The sequence below is a fragment of the Lonepinella sp. MS14434 genome (assembly GCF_042468235.1).
Classification (GTDB): domain Bacteria; phylum Pseudomonadota; class Gammaproteobacteria; order Enterobacterales; family Pasteurellaceae; genus Lonepinella.
Genome location: NZ_CP170386.1, coordinates 1,810,349 through 1,828,735, shown reverse-complemented (window position 1 = coordinate 1,828,735; position 18,387 = coordinate 1,810,349). Strand labels below are relative to the sequence as shown.

Annotated in this window: 20 protein-coding genes; 13 read left to right on the top strand and 7 right to left on the bottom strand. The window is 37.9% G+C overall.

Annotated features, from left to right (window positions below; all coding sequences use genetic code 11):
- The first annotated feature begins 5 nt into the window (after positions 1-5).
- Both glpT and glpQ read left to right on the top strand, forming a co-directional pair.
- Positions 6-1,445 carry a glycerol-3-phosphate transporter gene (gene glpT, locus O1Q79_RS08850; protein WP_386691804.1) on the top strand — a complete coding sequence of 480 codons (1,440 nt, stop codon included), beginning with the start codon at positions 6-8 and terminating at the stop codon, positions 1,443-1,445.
- A gap of 106 nt (positions 1,446-1,551) precedes the next feature.
- Positions 1,552-2,604, top strand: a complete 1,053-nt coding sequence (gene glpQ / locus O1Q79_RS08845) for a glycerophosphodiester phosphodiesterase (RefSeq protein WP_386693384.1) — start codon at positions 1,552-1,554, stop codon at positions 2,602-2,604.
- 88 nt (positions 2,605-2,692) lie between these two features.
- Here glpQ and O1Q79_RS08840 read toward each other — a convergent pair whose 3' ends face one another.
- Both O1Q79_RS08840 and zapB read right to left on the bottom strand, forming a co-directional pair.
- Positions 2,693-3,454 carry a DeoR/GlpR family transcriptional regulator gene (locus tag O1Q79_RS08840; protein WP_386691802.1) on the bottom strand — a complete coding sequence of 254 codons (762 nt, stop codon included), beginning with the start codon at positions 3,452-3,454 and terminating at the stop codon, positions 2,693-2,695.
- 145 nt (positions 3,455-3,599) lie between these two features.
- Positions 3,600-3,818 carry a cell division protein ZapB gene (gene zapB / locus O1Q79_RS08835; protein ID WP_386688895.1) on the bottom strand — a complete coding sequence of 73 codons (219 nt, stop codon included), beginning with the start codon at positions 3,816-3,818 and terminating at the stop codon, positions 3,600-3,602.
- Positions 3,819-3,991: 173 nt separating this feature from the next.
- Here zapB and glpX point away from each other — a divergent pair, with 173 nt between their 5' ends.
- Complete coding sequence (glpX, locus tag O1Q79_RS08830; protein WP_386688897.1) at positions 3,992-5,005, top strand: class II fructose-bisphosphatase; 1,014 nt, start codon at positions 3,992-3,994, stop codon at positions 5,003-5,005.
- A gap of 60 nt (positions 5,006-5,065) precedes the next feature.
- Here the strand turns inward: glpX and O1Q79_RS08825 are convergent, their stop codons facing one another.
- The 4 genes from O1Q79_RS08825 to O1Q79_RS08810 form a co-directional block, all read right to left on the bottom strand.
- Positions 5,066-5,701 carry a hypothetical protein gene (locus O1Q79_RS08825; protein WP_386688899.1) on the bottom strand — a complete coding sequence of 212 codons (636 nt, stop codon included), beginning with the start codon at positions 5,699-5,701 and terminating at the stop codon, positions 5,066-5,068.
- 67 nt (positions 5,702-5,768) lie between these two features.
- On the bottom strand, positions 5,769-6,785 hold the full coding sequence (gene trpS / locus O1Q79_RS08820; RefSeq protein ID WP_386688901.1) for a tryptophan--tRNA ligase: 1,017 nt from the start codon (positions 6,783-6,785) through the stop codon (positions 5,769-5,771).
- 38 nt (positions 6,786-6,823) lie between these two features.
- A complete protein-coding gene (locus O1Q79_RS08815) occupies positions 6,824-7,498 on the bottom strand; it encodes a phosphoglycolate phosphatase (protein ID WP_386691800.1) in 675 nt (224 codons plus the stop codon).
- Between the two features lie 12 nt (positions 7,499-7,510).
- Positions 7,511-7,900 (bottom strand): RidA family protein, encoded by a 390-nt coding sequence (locus tag O1Q79_RS08810; protein WP_386691798.1) that lies wholly within the window; start codon positions 7,898-7,900, stop codon positions 7,511-7,513.
- A gap of 208 nt (positions 7,901-8,108) precedes the next feature.
- Here O1Q79_RS08810 and O1Q79_RS08805 point away from each other — a divergent pair, with 208 nt between their 5' ends.
- From O1Q79_RS08805 to O1Q79_RS08795, 3 genes are all read left to right on the top strand, one after another.
- Positions 8,109-8,798, top strand: coding sequence for a pirin family protein (locus O1Q79_RS08805; RefSeq protein WP_386691796.1), 690 nt, complete (start codon positions 8,109-8,111; stop codon positions 8,796-8,798).
- Positions 8,799-8,842: 44 nt separating this feature from the next.
- Entirely contained in the window at positions 8,843-9,382 is a 540-nt protein-coding gene (locus O1Q79_RS08800) for an NADPH-dependent FMN reductase (protein ID WP_386691795.1), read from the top strand.
- A gap of 127 nt (positions 9,383-9,509) precedes the next feature.
- Positions 9,510-10,550: a Gfo/Idh/MocA family oxidoreductase gene (locus O1Q79_RS08795; protein WP_386691793.1), complete on the top strand. Its 1,041-nt coding sequence runs from the start codon at positions 9,510-9,512 to the stop codon at positions 10,548-10,550.
- Positions 10,551-10,843: 293 nt separating this feature from the next.
- Here O1Q79_RS08795 and trmL read toward each other — a convergent pair whose 3' ends face one another.
- Positions 10,844-11,320 (bottom strand): tRNA (uridine(34)/cytosine(34)/5-carboxymethylaminomethyluridine(34)-2'-O)-methyltransferase TrmL, encoded by a 477-nt coding sequence (gene trmL / locus O1Q79_RS08790; RefSeq protein ID WP_386691792.1) that lies wholly within the window; start codon positions 11,318-11,320, stop codon positions 10,844-10,846.
- A gap of 58 nt (positions 11,321-11,378) precedes the next feature.
- Here trmL and O1Q79_RS08785 point away from each other — a divergent pair, with 58 nt between their 5' ends.
- From O1Q79_RS08785 to mutS, 7 genes are all read left to right on the top strand, one after another.
- Positions 11,379-12,260, top strand: a complete 882-nt coding sequence (locus O1Q79_RS08785; protein ID WP_386691790.1) for a virulence factor BrkB family protein — start codon at positions 11,379-11,381, stop codon at positions 12,258-12,260.
- Positions 12,257-12,691: a D-aminoacyl-tRNA deacylase gene (gene dtd / locus O1Q79_RS08780; protein ID WP_386688917.1), complete on the top strand. Its 435-nt coding sequence runs from the start codon at positions 12,257-12,259 to the stop codon at positions 12,689-12,691. Before O1Q79_RS08785 ends, dtd begins: the two co-directional genes overlap by 4 nt.
- Positions 12,692-12,769: 78 nt before the next feature.
- Positions 12,770-13,207 carry a rhodanese-like domain-containing protein gene (locus O1Q79_RS08775; protein ID WP_386688919.1) on the top strand — a complete coding sequence of 146 codons (438 nt, stop codon included), beginning with the start codon at positions 12,770-12,772 and terminating at the stop codon, positions 13,205-13,207.
- Between the two features lie 9 nt (positions 13,208-13,216).
- Complete coding sequence (gene secB, locus O1Q79_RS08770; RefSeq protein ID WP_386688921.1) at positions 13,217-13,729, top strand: protein-export chaperone SecB; 513 nt, start codon at positions 13,217-13,219, stop codon at positions 13,727-13,729.
- Positions 13,730-13,836: 107 nt separating this feature from the next.
- Positions 13,837-14,841, top strand: a complete 1,005-nt coding sequence (gpsA, locus tag O1Q79_RS08765; RefSeq protein ID WP_386688923.1) for an NAD(P)H-dependent glycerol-3-phosphate dehydrogenase — start codon at positions 13,837-13,839, stop codon at positions 14,839-14,841.
- 10 nt (positions 14,842-14,851) lie between these two features.
- Positions 14,852-15,649, top strand: coding sequence for a serine O-acetyltransferase (cysE, locus tag O1Q79_RS08760; RefSeq protein WP_386691788.1), 798 nt, complete (start codon positions 14,852-14,854; stop codon positions 15,647-15,649).
- 164 nt (positions 15,650-15,813) lie between these two features.
- On the top strand, positions 15,814-18,381 hold the full coding sequence (gene mutS / locus O1Q79_RS08755) for a DNA mismatch repair protein MutS (protein ID WP_386691786.1): 2,568 nt from the start codon (positions 15,814-15,816) through the stop codon (positions 18,379-18,381).
- Positions 18,382-18,387: the final 6 nt, after the last annotated feature.

Sequence of the window (18,387 nt, the reverse complement as noted above, 5' to 3'; positions counted from 1 at the left end):
ACATTATGTTTGGTCCATTTAAACCTGCACCGCATATTGCGGAATTACCCGCAGACAAAGTTGATGCAAGATATAAACAATTACGTTGGCAAGTTTTTGCAGGGATTTTCTTTGGTTATGCCGCTTATTACTTTGTACGTGGTAACTTTGATTTAGCTCAAAAAGGCTTAATTGAAGCAGGTATGTACAATAAAGCTGAGTTGGGATTTATTGGTTCAGCATTAGGTTTGGCATACGGTTTATCTAAATTCGTGATGGCGGGAATGTCTGATCGCTCGAATCCGAAAGTGTTTTTACCATTTGGTTTGTTTTTATCTGGTCTTTGCATGGTGTGTATGGGCTTAATGCCTTGGGCAACATCGGGTGTGATGATTATGTTTGCTCTCATTTTCTTAAATGGTTGGTTTCAAGGTATGGGTTGGCCTCCGTGCGGTCGGACAATGGTGCATTGGTGGTCTAAATCCGAACGTGGAACGATCGTATCTATTTGGAATACCGCACATAACTTAGGTGGTATGGTGCCTGGGGCAATGGTGTTATTAGCGAGTGCGATTTATTTTAATACGCACGGTGTACAAGCTACAGCGAAAGATGTGTGGCAACAAACTCTGTACTATCCTGGTATCGCCGCTATCGTAGTTTCATTCATCATTTACTTTGTGATGAAAGACACCCCACAATCTTGTGGTTTACCGTCTATCGAAAAATGGCGTAATGACTATCCAGATAACTATGATGAAAAAACCAACGAACAAGAATTAACCACCAAAGAAATTTTTGTGACTTATGTGTTGAAAAACAAATTGTTATGGTATATCGCTATCGCAAACGTATTCGTCTATTTAATTCGTTATGGTGTATTAAAATGGTCGCCAGTGTATCTCGGCGAAGTCAAACACTTTAATATTAAAGGCACAGCTTGGGCGTACACTATTTATGAATTAGCTGCGATCCCTGGTACGTTATTATGCGGTTGGGTATCAGACAAAGTGTTCAAAGGTAAACGTGGTTTAACTGGATTTATCTTTATGATTTTAACCACCATTGCAGTGGTTGCCTTATGGAAAAATCCAGCTACACCAGAAGCAGAATTAGCTAACTATGCCAACTGGTATGAAAATCCGTATCAATTAACCGACTTTATTTTAATGACCACTGTTGGTTTCTTAATCTATGGTCCTGTCATGTTAATCGGCTTACACGCCCTTGAACTTGCACCGAAAAAAGCCGCTGGTACTTCCGCAGGTTTTACAGGTTTATTCGGTTATCTTGGCGGTACTGTTTCCGCTTCAGCGATCGTTGGTTGGGCAGCAGAATACTACGGTTGGGACGGCGGTTTCTATGTGATGATCACAGGTGGTGTTTTAGCTATTATCTTACTCTTTATCGTAATGGTCGAAGAAGGTAAACACAAAGCAAGATTAGCGGATCACTATGGTAAATAATTAATTTCATGTATTAAGGAACGATACAATATATCGTTCCTTAGTTTTATCAATAAAGATAAGGAGATTTCCAATGAAACTAAGCAAACTAACTTTAGCATTAGCTATGTCAACCTTTATTGGGTTAGTAAACCCTATTCAAGTGCAAGCGGCAGATCACTCTCAAAATAAGATTGTTATCGCTCACCGTGGGGCGAGTGGCTACTTACCTGAACATACTTTAGAATCAAAGGCGTTGGCTTTCGCTCAAAAGGCAGATTATTTAGAACAAGATCTTGCGATGACAAAAGACAATCGTTTGATTGTTATTCATGACCATTTTTTAGATGGTTTAACCGATGTTGCGAAAAAATTTCCTGACCGTCATCGTCCTGATGGTCGTTACTACGTGATTGATTTTACCTTAGATGAAATTCAAAGCCTGAATATGACCGAGAATTTTAAACTAGAAAATGGTAAACAAGAACAGGTTTACCCAAATCGTTTCCCTATGTGGAAATCCCATTTTAAAATTCATACTTTCGAAGATGAACTAGAATTTATCCAAGGTTTGGAAAAATCAACAGGTAAAAAAGTAGGCATTTATCCTGAAATCAAAGCCCCTTGGTTTCATCATCAAAATGGCAAAGATATTGCACTTGAAGTATTAAATGTATTGAAAAAATACGGTTATACGCATAAATCCGATCCTATTTATTTACAGACCTTTGATTTTAATGAATTAAAACGTATTAAAAATGAATTAATGCCAAAACTGGGTATGGATTTAAAATTGGTTCAACTAGTGGCTTATACCGACTGGCACGAAACCGAAGAAAAGGACAATCAAGGTCAATGGGTCAATTATAATTATGATTGGATGTTTAAATCGGGGGCTATGCAAGAAATTGCGAAATATGCAGACGGAGTCGGACCAGGTTGGTATATGTTGGTGGACGATAAAACATCTAAATTAGGTGATATTAAATTAACCCCAATGGTACAAGATATTGCCAAAACGAAATTAGAACTTCACCCTTATACGGTTCGTAAAGATGCCTTACCTGAATTTTTTAGTGATGTTAATCAGATGTATGATGCGTTATTAAACAAATCGGGGGCAACAGGGGTATTTACGGATTTTCCAGATACAGCGGTGGAATTTTTACATCGTAAATAGTCTAATCTGATAAAAAGATAAGCTAATGTGAATAGAGGTATAGTCGATTTAGAAAATAGAACTATTTTTTCTACTATGCCTCATTTTATTACTCTTGCCCCAGAATGATCGTCACATCGGACAACGCCAACCGTTCCTTAATAGACGGTGGCAAAAGTCCATCTGTCACAAAATAATCCACATCAGTTAAGTTTCCCAATTTTACCATAGCATGTCGATTAAATTTAGAGTGATCGGATACCAGCAAGGTTTGGCGTGAATTTTCGATAATCGCACGTTTTACTTGCACTTCGTGGTAATCGTAATCTAATAAAGAGCCGTCTAAATCAATGCTACTAATACCTAAAATGCCGAAATCTAAACGGAATTGTGAAATAAACGCTACGGTGGCTTCGCCAATAATACCACCGTCTTGACGTAATGTTCCCCCTGCCATGGTGATATGGAAACTGTCGTTTTTCATTAAAATGTGAGCAGCGTTGATATTGTTCGTTACGATACGTAAATCTTTATGGCTTAACAACGCATTTGCTACGGCTTCGGCGGTAGTACCAATGTCAATAAATAATGATGAACCATTGGGAATCAGCTTTGCCGCGGCTTGGGCGATTTTATTTTTTTCTTGCGATAGAAATTCTTTACGATCGGCATAATCACTATTTTCTGCGGAAGAAGGGTGTGCCGCACCACCGTGGTGACGGCGAATAAGATCTTGTTCTGCTAGGGTATTTAAATCTCGCCGAATAGTTTGTGGACTCACGTTTAAAATATCGACTAATTCTTCCGTGCTTACATAGCCTTCTTGTTTAACCAGATCGATAATTTTCTGATGACGAACAGATTGTTTCATGGTGATTATCCTTATTACCTTTCACAATATTGCTGAATAAACGCTATTTTACCACTTTTGCGGTATGTTTTGGTCTATGGGGGTTTGTGATAGCTTGATAAAAATAAGGCAAACTATAAGTTTGCCCATTATTCTGTAAATAGAATTATACGTTATCAATTTGTCCCAACAATGAACGTAAACGTTCTTGCCAGCTATCGTGTTCCATTTTTAATTGCTCGTTTTCATTGCGTAACGCATCATAGGCTTGTTGAGCTTGTTGATTTCTGTCTTTTAATTCTTCTACTTCTAATTGAAGTAATTGAATAGTTTCAACTGCTTGTCGGATTTTGCCTTCTAACTGATCTAAAATTTCTAATGACATAATAAATTCCTTTCAAAAATAACGTGAGAGTATGCCAGTTATTCTACCCATATATGCTAGGTTTTAAAAGTAGCAAATGAGAAAAAATAGTTATTACTGCGAATTTTTTAATACAAGGCTTAATGCAGGTGCTAAAATAAAGGAAATTTTATTTAATAATAAGGAACTGTAAAATGAACAGATTATTAGCCATTGAGTTTTCTCGTATTACCGAAGCGGCAGCCTTAGCCGCTTTTGCTTGGTTAGGACGTGGTGACAAAAATGCGGCAGATGATGCGGCAGTGAAAGCCATGCGTTTTATGCTCAATCAAATGGAAATGGATGCAGAAGTGGTGATTGGTGAGGGCGAAATTGATCAAGCACCAATGTTGTATATCGGTGAAAAATTAGGGACTGGCAAAGGTGAACAGATCGCCATTGCGGTTGACCCGATTGATGGTACAAGAATGACCGCAATGGGACAATCTAATGCCATTTCTGTATTAGCAGCAGGTGGTAAACAAACCTTTTTGCGAGCACCAGATATGTATATGGAAAAATTGGTTGTCGGTGCGGAAATGAAAGGAATGATCGATTTATCTTTACCGATTGAACAAAACCTACGCCGAGTGGCACAAAAATTAGGTAAATCCATGAGCCAAGTGACGGTAATGGTGTTAGCCAAACCCCGTCATGATCAAGTGATTAAAAAAATTCAGCAACTGGGTGCCAGAGTATTAGCTATTCCTGATGGAGATGTGGCAGGTGCATTATTATGTTGTTTACCTGATGGCGGTGTCGATATGCTATACGGTATCGGTGGAGCCCCTGAGGGAGTAGTAACCGCCGCAGCAGTGCGTGCGTTAGGTGGTGATATGCAAGCACGTTTATTACCACGTAATCAGGTTAAGGAAGATACTCCAGAAAATCAAAAAATAGCAGAAGATGAAATTCGTCGTTGTACACAAAATGGTATAGCGGTTAATCAAATTTTACGTTTAGAAGATTTAGCCAAAGATGATAATTTAGCTTTTGTCGCTACAGGAATTACCAATGGTGAACTATTAAAAGGGATTCAACGTAAAGGTAATCTTGCTATCACTGAAACCTTGTTAATTCGGGGTAAATCTCGCACGATTCGTCGTATCCAGTCAACCCATTATTTAGATCGTAAAGACGCAGAAATTTATGATTTAATTGGGGAATAAAGATAAAAGCTCGCCCCATATTTTTCAATGGGGCGAGCGTTGTTGTACTGCCAAAAGTCCTTACTTGATTAATTCACTAAATGTCAGCTCATAATTATCGCCATCACGAGTATATTTTAAATAACGTGGAAATTGTTCGTCTTGATATTTTTTGACCATAATATCCTTATCACCTGTTTTAAAGGTATAGGTTAGTTCTTTTATGGCTCGACCTGACACTGTGATATTTTGTTCGCTTTTTTTCACGAAAACATTATTCATTGGATAAAGTTTTTTACCATTAGTAATGATGAAATTGGTGGGTAATTTATCATAATAAGTTAATTGGAATGCCATGGTAAATAAATCATAAACAGGCATACTTACACTTTCGGTTTTTAATCCACTTTTTACTTTACCGTATTCAATTTGTTTACCATTGATTTTTGCCAATGCGTAGGTGTTTTTATTGCGAGTATCTTTGTAATTAAACATTGTGAAATTACGGCTATCGTGTGTACCTGATGAAATAAATTGAATGTTATAAAGCGGTACATTAATTTTGGCATTAATAGAATAATTTGCCCCATTCTCACTAAAATGCACATAAGCTGGCATTAAGTAGTTAGAACTGTATTTGATATTGTAATCCACCGCTTGAGCAAGGCTAGCAGTCGTTAAAGCACAAAGTGCGGTAATAAATTTAAGAATTTTCATGTTTGCTCCTAAAAATTAAGGCGTGAGTTATCACACCTTAATTTAGACTATAATTTACTACAAAAGTTTATTGGGCGGGTACAAACCCGATGGCTTGGTAAACGCTGGCTAAGGTGTTGGCTGCACGTTCACGGGCTTTTTTTGCACCTTCCGATGCAATTTGATTTAACAAGGTTTCATTATTACGATAATGATAAAAACGCTCTTGTAACTCAGTTAACATGCTGACTACGTTTTCTGCTACCGCCCCTTTTAAATGACCATACATTTTACCTTCAAATTCTTTTTCTAAATCCGCAATCGGCACATCACGAATCACGGAAAGAATCTCTAATAAGTTCGATACCCCCGCTTTATTTTGTAAATCATAACGTACCACAGGCGGTTCTTCGCCATCGGTCATAGCTCGTTTGATTTTTTTCTCAACAGATTTTGGATCTTCCAACAAGGTAATCACGTTATTGCGGTTTTCATCGGATTTTGACATTTTCTTAGTAGGATCTTGCAATGCCATCACTTTTGCCCCTGCTTTTGGAATAAAGGCTTCTGGTACTACAAATAATTCCCCTTTTTCATTTGGATATAAAGCATTAAAACGTTGTGCAATATCACGCGTGATTTCAAGGTGTTGACGTTGGTCTTCGCCCACGGGGACTTGGTTGGCTTGATATAATAAAATATCCGCCGCCATTAATACAGGATAAGTAAATAAGCCCACATTCACATTTTCAGCGTATTTACTGGATTTATCTTTGAATTGCGTCATACGGCTCATTTCACCAAAATAAGTATAACAATTTAATACCCATGCTAATTGCGTATGTTCAGGTACATGAGATTGCACAAAGATGGTGCTTTTTTCTGGGTCGATTCCACAGGCTAAATAGAGTGCAAGCACGTCTAAAGTGGCTTTACGTAATTTGTCAGGATCTTGACGAACGGTAATAGCGTGCAAATCCACGATACAGAACAGACAATCAAAGTCGTCTTGCATTTTGACCCATTGACGTAATGCACCGAGATAGTTTCCAATAGTTAATTCACCTGATGGCTGAACGCCACTTAATACAACTGGTTTAGTCATTTTTTGTTCCTTAAAACTTGCTATTTTTGTACCGCAGTTTAAACGATTTTTAGAATATCCGCAAAGTCATCAAACACCCATTCAGGGTGGCTTTCTGCAATCGGAATGTTGTAATTATAGCCGTAGGTTAAGCCTACTGCTGCACAGCCAGCATTGTGAGCGGCGAGAATGTCATTGCGAGAATCCCCTACAAATAACATCTGGTGTGGATAAAAACCAAATTTACCACATAAATAATAAAGTGGAGCTGGATGCGGTTTAATCGCTGGTAAAGATTGACCGCCTAAGGTTTCACTAAATAAATGGTCAATAGCAAAGGCTTTTAATACAGGTTGAACGTGTTTAGTTGGTTTATTGGTTACTACTGCCAACACAAACCCACGAGCTTCTAACTGTTCTAAAGTGGCTTTTACATTCGGATATAAACGACTCACATTACACAAATTTTCACCGTAATAAAAATTAAACCGCAGTTTTAATTGCTGGATTTGCTGTTCGTCTAGTGGTTTACCAGTTTGTTGCATAGCCCAATCCAAAGCTCGGCTAATTAATACATCTGCACCATTACCAATCCAAGTAAGTACTAGGCTTTCTTCTGCTGGTGGAAAATTAAATTCTGCTAAAGCAGAATTTACTGAAAGTGCTAAATCGGGCAGGCTATTGACTAGAGTACCGTCTAAATCAAAGCCGATAAGTTTAAATTGTGATGCCATAATCTTTACCACTTATTTTCTAACCGCAATGGCTTCAATTTCTAAGCCAACATCTTTTGGTAAACGAGCTACTTCAACACAAGAACGAGCAGGGAAAGTCGGGTGATTATTTTCTTGGAAGAAACGTTCGTATTCTGTATTAACGGCAGCAAAATGGTTAAGATCCTTTACAAAAACAGTGGTTTTTACAATATCGCTAACCGTTAATCCTGCTTGCTCGACAATCGCTTTAATATTTTCTAACGATTGACGTGTTTGAGCCACAATGTCCGTTGCAATTTCCCCTGTGGCTGGATTGACAGGAATTTGTCCTGAAGTCAGCACTAAATTACCTAAATCCACAGCTTGTACATAAGGTCCTATGGCTGCGGGTGCTTTATCTGTATGAATAACTGTGGTCATAATAAATTTCCTTTTCTTCTATATTGTGACGTTATTTATCATTCTACACAAAAAAAACGAAAAAATACCACAGTTTTTGTACTTTATTTGGTGATATACAAAGCATATATTTTCATTATAGTTAATAATGTTTCAATAAAGGTAATATTTATCTCATAACAAATAACAGTTAAACTTGTTAAAATAGATTTAATTGGAGAACAGAATTGTGTTACAAACAAGATATACTCATGAGCGTGGTCATGGTTGCTCTGACTGGTTAGAAAGTTATCATACCTTTTCATTTGCGAATTATTATGACCCAAAACATATTCATTTTTCCCATTTACGAGTAATTAATGAAGATTTTATTGCTCCAGTACGTGGTTTTGGTAAACATCCCCACAATAATATGGAAATTTTGACTTATGTACTAAACGGGCGTGTGGCTCACCAAGATAGTATGGGTAATCAGACCGAAGTAAAAGCGGGTGAATTTCAGATTATGTCGGCTGGTAGTGGGATTTTTCATTCAGAAATTAATCCAGATGAAAAAGAAACCTTGCATTTATATCAAATTTGGATCATTCCAAATCAGAAAAATATTACCCCAAGATATGCACAGGGTAAATTTGAGGATAAACAAGGTGGAACTTTAATTTTATCCCCAGATGCCAGTGACGGGTCTTTTAAAATTTATCAGGATATGAAATTATGGCGTTATCAACTGGCAGCTAACCGTACTGAAGAAATTAGCCTAAATTCTCACCGCAGTTATTGGTTACAAGTGGTTAAAGGAAAACTAACTGTCAATGGGGTTGAGTTAAATACCAGTGATGCGTTAGGGATTAAAGCAGAACAAGAGTTGAAAATTAAAACAGATAGTGAAGTGGAATTTTTACTGTTTGATTTGGTCTAAACTTAGGTCTAAGATAAAAAATACATTTTAAGAGGAAAATTATTATGGCAAAACAAATTGCAGTATTAGTAGGAAGTAATAGCAAAACTTCATTTAACCAAATCGTGGCTAAGTATTTAAAAGCTATCGCACCAACCAGCATTCAACTAAATTTCTTGGAAATTGCGGATCTTCCGCTATATAACCGTGATTTAGACGACAATAGCCCAGCACAATATGTCCGCTTTCGTAAACAAATTAGCGAAGCAGATGGGATTTTATTTGTAAGCCCAGAACATAACGGTAGTACTCCAGCAGTATTAAAAAATGCTGTGGATATTGGTTCTCGCCCATCAGGTGAAAGCCTTTGGATCGATAAACCTGCTGGTATTGTGACTGTGACAGCAACTGACGGTGCTGATGTAACGGCAAGTTTAAAAGCCTTAGTCACAGCTCATTATGTGAACATGAAATTGTTACCAAACGTGGCACAAGTGCCAGGCATTTTTGGTGGCATATTTAATGAGCAAGGCGAGATTGCTTCCGAAGACGTAAAAGCTAATTTACAAAAATTTATCAAGGATTTTGCGGATTTTGTGCAATAATTTGTATTCCCTGCACTGACGTACAGGGATATGAATAGTAACGATGCTCCGCATCTTTTCTAGCCACAGCGAGGCGTAATATGCTTAACCCCGTATGTAAATATGGGGTCTTTTACTAGGAAAAATCATGAAATCCATTAATGTCGCTATTGCGGGTAGCGGTTATTCTGCTCGCCTTTTCCATATCCCCTTTTTTAAATCCGATCCACGTTTCCAAATCCGTAAAGTGTATGAGCGTTCTACTGAACGTGCGAAAGCATGGTTGCCTGATGTGCAAATTGTGCGAGATTACGCAGAATTATTAACTGATGAGATCGATCTGGTGGTGATTACTACGCCAAATCAAACCCATTATGCTATGGTGAAACAAGCTATTTTAGCGAAAAAAAATGTGTTGGTAGAAAAGCCGTTAGTGGCAACTGCACAACAAGCGTTAGAGTTAAGCGAGTTAGCTAAACAACATAATATTACTTTGTATGTTTATCAAAACCGCCGTTGGGATAGTCATATCGCTACCGCAAAAGAAATTTTACAAAAAGGGTTAATCGGTGAACCCGTGGATTGTGAAATCCGTATGGAACGTTATGCTAAAAGTAAAAATCCGAAACAATGGAAAGAAACGGGCGAACAAGGCACAGGCTTGATGTATGATTTAGGTGTACATTTAATTGATCAGGCGGTGTATTTATTTGGCAAACCACAAGCGGTATTTGCGGATATTCGTTCGCAGCATGAAGATTCGGTGGTGGATGATAATTTTGATGTGCATTTATATTATGCTAACGGTTTAAAAGTATCGCTGATTGCGAGTAAATATGTTCGAGAAACTAACGCACAATTCGCCTTGCACGGTAAACTAGGTTCTTACCTTAAGGCGAAAGCCGATCAGCAAGAAAATCTGTTAATCAACGGTATTGTTCCCGTGGGGAATTGGAATGCTGAGAGTGAAGAATCGTGGGGTATTTTACATACTGAACAAGATAACCAAGTTGTGCGTTATGCTTATCCAAATGTAGCAACCAGTTATCGAGCATTATTTGATAATCTTTATGCAAATATTACGGAAAAAGCACCGCAGTTAGTCAGCCTAGAGCAGGTTATTTTGGTATTAAATATCATTGAAAAGGCATTTGAGAGTGCAAAACTTGATCAAAAAATAGCAATTTAATTGAGAAATTGATCGAATTATGGCGTTTATTTGCTCAACTGTAAAAATAAATTTCTTTAAAATTGCATTTAAAATCAATAATCTTTACTTTAGCTTTACAATTTTGTGATTTACAGAGAAAAGATTTTCCTTATAATTCAACTCATATCTTACAGGTGTGGGGACACTTTATGTAGGGTATGTTTAGGATACTAAGGGATTTGTTATTCTCTTATTGGAAAGCAATTAAAGTTAAAAATGCGATGAAAAATATTACAATTTCTCATTGCATTTTTTTTGCTCGTTATATTTTCTCAGCGTGTTAAATTCACCGCACCTTGATAACCTAATTGTCGCCAAGCCTCATAAACAGCTACGGCTACAGAGTTTGATAAATTCATACTACGACTGTTTTCCGTCATAGGAATACGAATTTTTTGTTCCATTGGCATATTGTCTAAAATTGACATTGGAATTCCCCTTGTTTCTGGTCCGAACATCAAATAATCACCTAATTCAAACCGCACTTCACTGTGTGCAGGGCTTCCTTTGGTCGTCATTGCAAATAATCGTTTAGGTTGCTCCGTTTGCAAAAATTGTTCAAAGGTTTTATGTTTTTTGATTTCGGCGAATTCATGATAATCTAATCCAGAACGACGTAATCTTTTATCGTCCCAAGTAAAACCAAGCGGTTCAATTAAATGTAATCGGAAACCAGTGTTGGCACATAAACGAATGATGTTACCTGTATTTTGTGGAATTTCTGGTTCATATAAAACAATATCTAACATAATAATTCTCAGTTTAGAAATAATGGCAAATTGTACCGCAGTTTAGAGGAAAAATCTTATGAAAAAAAATGATCAGTTTTTAACGTCTATTTGGTTATTTTTGAATGTTTTTTGGCAACGTTTTCAACAAAATAAATTGACCCAAGCCGCAGGGTCGCTCACTTATAGCACCACTTTAGCCATTGTACCGTTAGTCATGGTGATATTTGCTATTTTTTCTGCTTTTCCGATGTTTAATGAAATGACGGATTCATTAAAGCAATTTATTTTTACTAATTTTGCCCCCTCTGCGAGTGATGTTGTAGGACAGTATATTGATGAATTTGTTAATAATTCCAAACAGATGAGTGCGGTAGGGGTGGTTAGTTTAATTGTAGTGGCATTAATGCTAATCAAGTCTATTGATCAAACCCTTAATGATATTTGGCGAGCCAAGAATCGTAGTCCGGTGTTTTCTTTCGCTATTTATTGGACGATCTTAACTCTTGGACCCATTTTTATTGGTGCAAGTATTGCTATTTCTAGCTATATTGCTTCCTTTAAATTATTTAATGACGGGATTAATTTGCCTTTTGGCTTAAAATTATTGGCGTTTGTCCCCTTTTTGTTAACTTGGTTAAGTTTTTCCCTGATTTATTTATTAGTGCCTAATCAAAAAGTGTATTGGCAACACGCCGCCGCAGGAGCGTTAATTGCTGCCGTATTTTTTACTTTGGGCAAACAAGCCTTTGCTTGGTATATTACCACTTTCCCTTCTTATCAGTTAATTTATGGGGCAATGGCAACCTTACCGATCATGCTATTATGGATATGGTTAAGCTGGACATTTATTTTATTGGGGGCTCAATTAGCAGCGGTATTAGATGATATGCGGTTGATTAAATCAGGCGAATTGAATTTACAAGAAATTAGCCAAAAAATTAAGGAAAAACAAGCATGATTGGATTGATTCAACGAGTGAGCCAAGCCAAAGTCGAAGTGGATAACCAAATTGTCGGAGAGATTGGCAACGGATTATTAGTATTACTTGGGGTAGAAAAACAAGATAATCAGAGCAAAGCCGACAAATTAGTGGAAAAAGTGCTGAATTATCGAGTGTTTACGGACGCTGACGGTAAAATGAATTTAAATGTTCAACAAGCTGGTGGAGAATTATTAGTGGTATCACAATTTACCCTTGTTGCAGATACTCAAAAAGGGTTGCGTCCTAGTTTTTCTAAAGGAGCAACACCAGAAATGGCAGATGAATTATATCAATATTTTGTTAAAAAGTGCGGTGAAAAAATTCAGGTTTCTACGGGGCAATTTGCAGCAGATATGCAAGTCAGCTTAACCAATGATGGACCTGTCACTTTTTGGTTGAATGTGTAATTAAAATTAGTTTTTGCAACAAGCTGAAAGTCGGTTATACTTAGCACCTACTTTTATTTATTTTCATTTGAGAACAATATGGAAGAATTTATGCCTTTGGCAGCTCAATTTGCCAAAAACCATACCTTGTTAGTGGTTGCTTGGGTCGCTGTTTTTATAGCAACCATTTATGTATTCGTCAAATCTGCTTTAAGTAAAGTGAAATTAGTCAATAATTCACAAGCTGTTGCGTTAATCAATAATAAAGATGCGGTGGTGATCGATTTACGCAGTATTGATGAATTTAAACGTGGTCATATTATTAATAGCAAACAATTTTTGCCAACTGATATTAAAAACCATAATTTAGGCAAAATAGAACAACATAAAGAAATGCCGATCATTTTAGTTTGTGCTACAGGTGCCGTTGCCAATACTTCTGCGGAGATCTTGTCTAAACAAGGTTTTGTTGAAGTATATGTATTACAAGAAGGCATTGCTGGTTGGAATGCTGCCAATTTACCATTAGTGAAATAAGGATTTTATATGACTGAAGAAACTCAAAACCCAGTTCAACAACCGTCAGAACAAGCTCAACCTGAAGCTGTTTTTCAAATTCAACGTATTTATGTAAAAGATGTGTCTTTTGAAGCACCGAATTTACCACAAATTTTCCACCAAGAATGGAAACCAAATTTAAGCTTTGATTTAAGCACTGAAGCTAAACAATTAGGTGATGATTTATATGAAGTAGTGTTAAACATTTCTGCTGAAACCACCTTAGAAGACAGCAAAGAAGTGGCATTTATTTGTGAAGTCAAACAAGCGGGTGTATTTAGTATCAGCGGTTTAGAAGATATGCAAATGGCACATTGTTTAACTTCACAATGCCCAAATATGTTGTTCCCTTATGCTCGTGAATTAATTTCTAGCTTAGTGAATCGTGGTACATTCCCTGCATTAAATCTTGCTCCAGTAAATTTTGATGCGTTGTTTATGGAACATTTACGTCGCATTGAGCAGGAAGAACAACAATCTGAACAACCAACTGCTCATTAATTATTGTTAATGAATTAAAGGTTGTTTTAGTCGAACATATCAACCAAAACAACCGCTGTTCCGAATGAGCATCTCTGTTTGAGATGCTTTTTTCTAAGGATTTGTATATGACCATTCAAACTCCGATTAGCGTATTGGGAGCGGGTTCCTACGGTACATCTTTAGCGATTGCCTTTTCTCGCAATGATTTCCCTACTTATCTGTGGGGACATAATGTTGAGCATTGCCGCCAGTTGGAAAAAGAACGACAAAATGCTCGTTTTTTACCAAATATTATGTTTCCATCCGCATTACATATAGAAGAAGATCTTGAAACTGCGGTGCAAAAATCACGAGATTTATTAATTGTTGTACCTAGTCATGTTTTTGCCGATGTGATTGACCAAATTAAACCGTATTTACGTCCAGATAGCCGTATTGCGTGGGCGACCAAAGGTTTAGAGCGAGATACAGGTCGCTTACTACAAACGGTTATTCAAGAAAAATTAGGTAATCATTATCCTTTAGCAATTTTATCTGGACCAACTTTTGCCAAGGAACTCGCCGCTGGTTTACCGACTGCAATTTCTTTAGCTGCTAATGATCAGCAATTCGCCGTTGAACTGCAAAATCGTATTCATTGTAGTAAACATTTTCGTGTCTATTTAAATCAAGACATGATTGGGGTACAACTGGGCGGTGCGATTAAAAATGTTATTGCGATTGCCGCTGGTATTTCAGATGGCATCGGATTTGGTGCAAATGCCCGTACCGCCTTGATTACCCGTGGTATTGCAGAAATCAGTCGTTTAGGCGTATCATTGGGAGCGAACCCCAATACGTTTATGGGAATGTCTGGCTTAGGCGATTTAGTGTTAACCTGTACTGACAACCAATCTAGGAATCGTCGCTTTGGTTTAATGTTAGGGCAAGGTGTTTCAGCAGAACAAGCAATGAATGAAATTGGTCAAGTAGTTGAGGGTTATTACAATACTAAAGAGGCGGTATTATTAGCCGCAAGACAGGGTGTTGAAATGCCGATTACTGAACAAATGTACCAAGTATTATTTCATCATAAAAACGCCAAAGATGCCGCTATGGCATTATTAAGTCGTGAGAAGAAAGAAGAATAAGGAGTAATTTATGTTAAATGATGTATGGCATAAAATTCGTGATGAAGCGAAAGAATTAGTCGATCATGAGCCTATGTTAGCCAGTTTCTTTCATTCTACGATTTTAAAGCATAAAAATTTAGGCAGTGTATTAAGCTATATTCTTGCTAATAAATTAGCTACTGCCAATATGCCTGCGATTACTTTACGTGAGATCATTGAAGAAGTTTATCAATCTCAACCAAGTATTATTGAAAGTGCCGCCTGTGATATTAACGCTGTGCGTCAACGTGACCCTGCGGTAGCATTGTTATCCACACCGTTGCTTTATCTGAAAGGTTTTCACGCCATTCAAAGTTATCGCATTACTCATTATTTATGGAAAAATAACCGTCGTTCACTTGCCATTTATTTACAAAATCAAATTTCAGTCGCTTTTGATGTGGATATTCACCCTGCGGCAAAAATTGGCTGTGGCATTATGTTTGACCATGCAACAGGTATTGTAGTGGGTGAAACGGCAGTGATTGAAAATGACGTATCTATTTTACAAGGTGTTACCTTAGGTGGTACTGGGAAAGAATCAGGCGATCGCCACCCAAAAATCCGTGAGGGTGTAATGATTGGTGCGGGTGCCAAAATTCTTGGCAATATTGAAGTGGGTAAATACGCCAAAATCGGTGCCAATTCCGTGGTATTACAGCCTGTGCCAGAATATGCCACTGCTGCTGGCGTTCCAGCTCGGATTATCGGTAAAGATAAAGATGCCAAACCAGCCTTTGATATGAATCAGTATTTTATTGATGATGCGGAAATGCTGAATATTTAATGGGCTTTTTGCTGAAATGTGTTTCTACCTGATTAACACCAAGTAGAAACACATGATCTTTAAAAAATCATCACAATTTCTATAAATATCCCAAAACTCCCATAAAAAGCACCGCACTTTTTGCTATAATCTCGCTAAACATTTCTAATCTCAATGAGTTTTTTATGCAGAATTTTGAAAATCACACCCCCATGATGAAACAATATTTAACGCTAAAAGCAGAAAATCCCGATATTCTGTTGTTTTATCGCATGGGCGATTTTTATGAGTTGTTTTATGATGATGCTAAAAAAGCGTCAAGCCTGTTAGATATTTCACTGACGAAACGGGGAGCTTCCGCAGGAGAGCCGATTCCTATGGCAGGCGTGCCATATCATGCGGTAGAGGGCTATTTAGCAAAATTAGTACAGTTGGGCGAGAGCGTGGCGATTTGTGAACAAATTGGCGATCCTGCTACCAGTAAAGGTCCTGTTGAGCGGAAAATTGTACGCATCGTCACACCTGGTACGGTGAGTGATGAAAATCTGTTACCTGAACGTTTAGATAATTTGATTGTGGCGGTTTATCAAGAAAAAGATAAATTTGGTTTAGCCAGCATTGACATGAGTTCAGGGCGTTTTCAAATTAGCGAACCTGAAAATAAAGAAACCTTAAAAGCCGAATTACAACGTTTAGCGCCTGCCGAATTATTGTATTGCGAAGATTTTGCTGAAATGGATATGCTTGCCAACAGCAAGGGTTTACGCCGCCGTCCTATTTGGGAATTTGAATTAGCGACCGCTATACAGTTACTTAATCGTCAATTCGGTACGCAAAATCTCACTGCTTTTGGGGTTGAAAAAGCGATTCTCGGTTTGTGTGCCGCAGGCTGTTTAATTCAATATGTCAGGGATACCCAACGTACTGCATTACCCCATATTCAAAGTATCAGTTTAATCCAAAATAATGAGAATATTCAATTAGATGCCGCCACCAGACGCAATCTTGAACTGACCCAAAATTTAACTGGTGGGAGCGAAAATACCTTGTCTGCGGTGTTGGATAAATGTGTTACACCCATGGGGAGCCGTTTATTAAAACGTTGGTTACATCAACCCATTCGTCAAGTGGAAAAGTTACGTTTACGCCATAGCTATATTGCGGAAATCTTGCAATTTGATTTAATTGCTCAACTACAACCCTTGTTGCAACAAGTGGGCGATATGGAACGGATTTTAGCTCGAGTTGCGTTACGCACCGCTCGCCCAAGAGATTTTTCTCGTTTACGTTTGGCGTTGGCACAATTACCCGAAATTAATCAAGTTCTCAAAATTTCACCAAAATTCACCGCACTTTCCTTATCAATTAGCGAATTTCCACGCATTTTAGATTTGCTGGAACGGGCGATTATTGACAATCCGCCTCTGTTAATCCGTGACGGTGGCGTGATCGCCGAAGGCTATCATGCAGAATTAGACGAATGGCGAAGTCTAGCCCAAGGGGCAACCCAATATTTAGAAGATTTAGAACGCCGTGAACGAGAAACCACAGGGATTGATACCTTGAAAGTCGGATTTAATGCGGTACATGGTTACTACATTCAAATTAGCCAAGGGCAAGCTCACAAAGCACCGATTCACTATGTTCGCCGTCAAACCTTGAAGAATGCCGAACGTTATATTATTCCTGAATTAAAAACGTACGAAGATAAAGTCCTCAAAGCCAAAGGGGCAAGTTTGGCGTTAGAAAAGCAGCTTTATGATGAAATTTTCGATCAAATTCTACCACACTTAGGTGATCTACAATTAGCCAGTCTTACCCTTGCTGAGTTAGATGTATTGGTTAATTTGAGCGAACGGGCAGAAACGCTAAATTACGTGCAACCTGAATTTAGCGATGAAATTGGGGTAAAAATTGAAAATGGTCGCCACCCTGTGGTAGAACAAGTATTGAAAGACCCTTTTATTGCCAACCCTGTAGAACTCAATCAACAGCGTCATTTATTGATTATCACGGGACCAAATATGGGCGGTAAAAGTACCTATATGCGACAAACCGCATTGATTACCTTAATGGCATATATCGGTAGTTTCGTCCCCGCAGAACGAGCAGTGATTGGTCCTATTGATCGTATTTTCACCCGTATTGGGGCAAGTGACGACTTGGCATCGGGACGATCCACTTTTATGGTAGAAATGACCGAAATGGCAAATATCCTCCATCAAGCCACCGCACAAAGTTTAGTCTTGATTGATGAAATAGGACGTGGCACATCTACCTATGACGGTTTATCACTGGCGTGGGCTTGTGCCGAATGGTTAGCTAAAAAGATTCGTAGTTTAACGCTATTTGCTACCCATTATTTTGAACTTACTGCCATGCCAGAACAGATTGCTGGCACAATGAATGTGCATTTAGATGCCCTAGAACATAATAACAGCATTGCCTTTATGCACAGCGTACAAGACGGTGCCGCCAGTAAAAGTTATGGTTTAGCCGTGGCAGCTTTAGCGGGTGTGCCACAAAATGTGATTAAGCTGGCAAAACAAAAATTAACTCAGCTTGAGAAATTATCAAGCAAAAGTGCGGTAAAAAAATCTGACATTTTATCTCTGCAGGCAGAGTTACCTTTATTAAATGAAGATGAAACTAAAAACGAAGTGTTAGAAATGTTAGAAAAACTCGATCCAGATGAGTTAAGCCCAAAACAGGCATTGAGCTATTTGTATCAGTTGAAGAAGATGTTGAATTAGGAAAGA

Bases quoted from the DNA above. Each gene is read 5' to 3' on its own strand.
- glpT (WP_386691804.1), top strand. From the start codon at position 6: ATGTTTGGTCCATTTAAACCTGCACCGCATATTGCGGAATTACCCGCA.
- glpQ (WP_386693384.1), top strand. From the start codon at position 1,552: ATGTCAACCTTTATTGGGTTAGTAAACCCTATTCAAGTGCAAGCGGCA.
- O1Q79_RS08840 (WP_386691802.1), bottom strand. From the start codon at position 3,454: ATGAAACAATCTGTTCGTCATCAGAAAATTATCGATCTGGTTAAACAA.
- zapB (WP_386688895.1), bottom strand. From the start codon at position 3,818: ATGTCATTAGAAATTTTAGATCAGTTAGAAGGCAAAATCCGACAAGCA.
- glpX (WP_386688897.1), top strand. From the start codon at position 3,992: ATGAACAGATTATTAGCCATTGAGTTTTCTCGTATTACCGAAGCGGCA.
- O1Q79_RS08825 (WP_386688899.1), bottom strand. From the start codon at position 5,701: ATGAAAATTCTTAAATTTATTACCGCACTTTGTGCTTTAACGACTGCT.
- trpS (WP_386688901.1), bottom strand. From the start codon at position 6,785: ATGACTAAACCAGTTGTATTAAGTGGCGTTCAGCCATCAGGTGAATTA.
- O1Q79_RS08815 (WP_386691800.1), bottom strand. From the start codon at position 7,498: ATGGCATCACAATTTAAACTTATCGGCTTTGATTTAGACGGTACTCTA.
- O1Q79_RS08810 (WP_386691798.1), bottom strand. From the start codon at position 7,900: ATGACCACAGTTATTCATACAGATAAAGCACCCGCAGCCATAGGACCT.
- O1Q79_RS08800 (WP_386691795.1), top strand. From the start codon at position 8,843: ATGGCAAAACAAATTGCAGTATTAGTAGGAAGTAATAGCAAAACTTCA.
- O1Q79_RS08795 (WP_386691793.1), top strand. From the start codon at position 9,510: ATGAAATCCATTAATGTCGCTATTGCGGGTAGCGGTTATTCTGCTCGC.
- trmL (WP_386691792.1), bottom strand. From the start codon at position 11,320: ATGTTAGATATTGTTTTATATGAACCAGAAATTCCACAAAATACAGGT.
- O1Q79_RS08785 (WP_386691790.1), top strand. From the start codon at position 11,379: ATGAAAAAAAATGATCAGTTTTTAACGTCTATTTGGTTATTTTTGAAT.
- dtd (WP_386688917.1), top strand. From the start codon at position 12,257: ATGATTGGATTGATTCAACGAGTGAGCCAAGCCAAAGTCGAAGTGGAT.
- O1Q79_RS08775 (WP_386688919.1), top strand. From the start codon at position 12,770: ATGGAAGAATTTATGCCTTTGGCAGCTCAATTTGCCAAAAACCATACC.
- secB (WP_386688921.1), top strand. From the start codon at position 13,217: ATGACTGAAGAAACTCAAAACCCAGTTCAACAACCGTCAGAACAAGCT.
- gpsA (WP_386688923.1), top strand. From the start codon at position 13,837: ATGACCATTCAAACTCCGATTAGCGTATTGGGAGCGGGTTCCTACGGT.
- cysE (WP_386691788.1), top strand. From the start codon at position 14,852: ATGTTAAATGATGTATGGCATAAAATTCGTGATGAAGCGAAAGAATTA.
- mutS (WP_386691786.1), top strand. From the start codon at position 15,814: ATGCAGAATTTTGAAAATCACACCCCCATGATGAAACAATATTTAACG.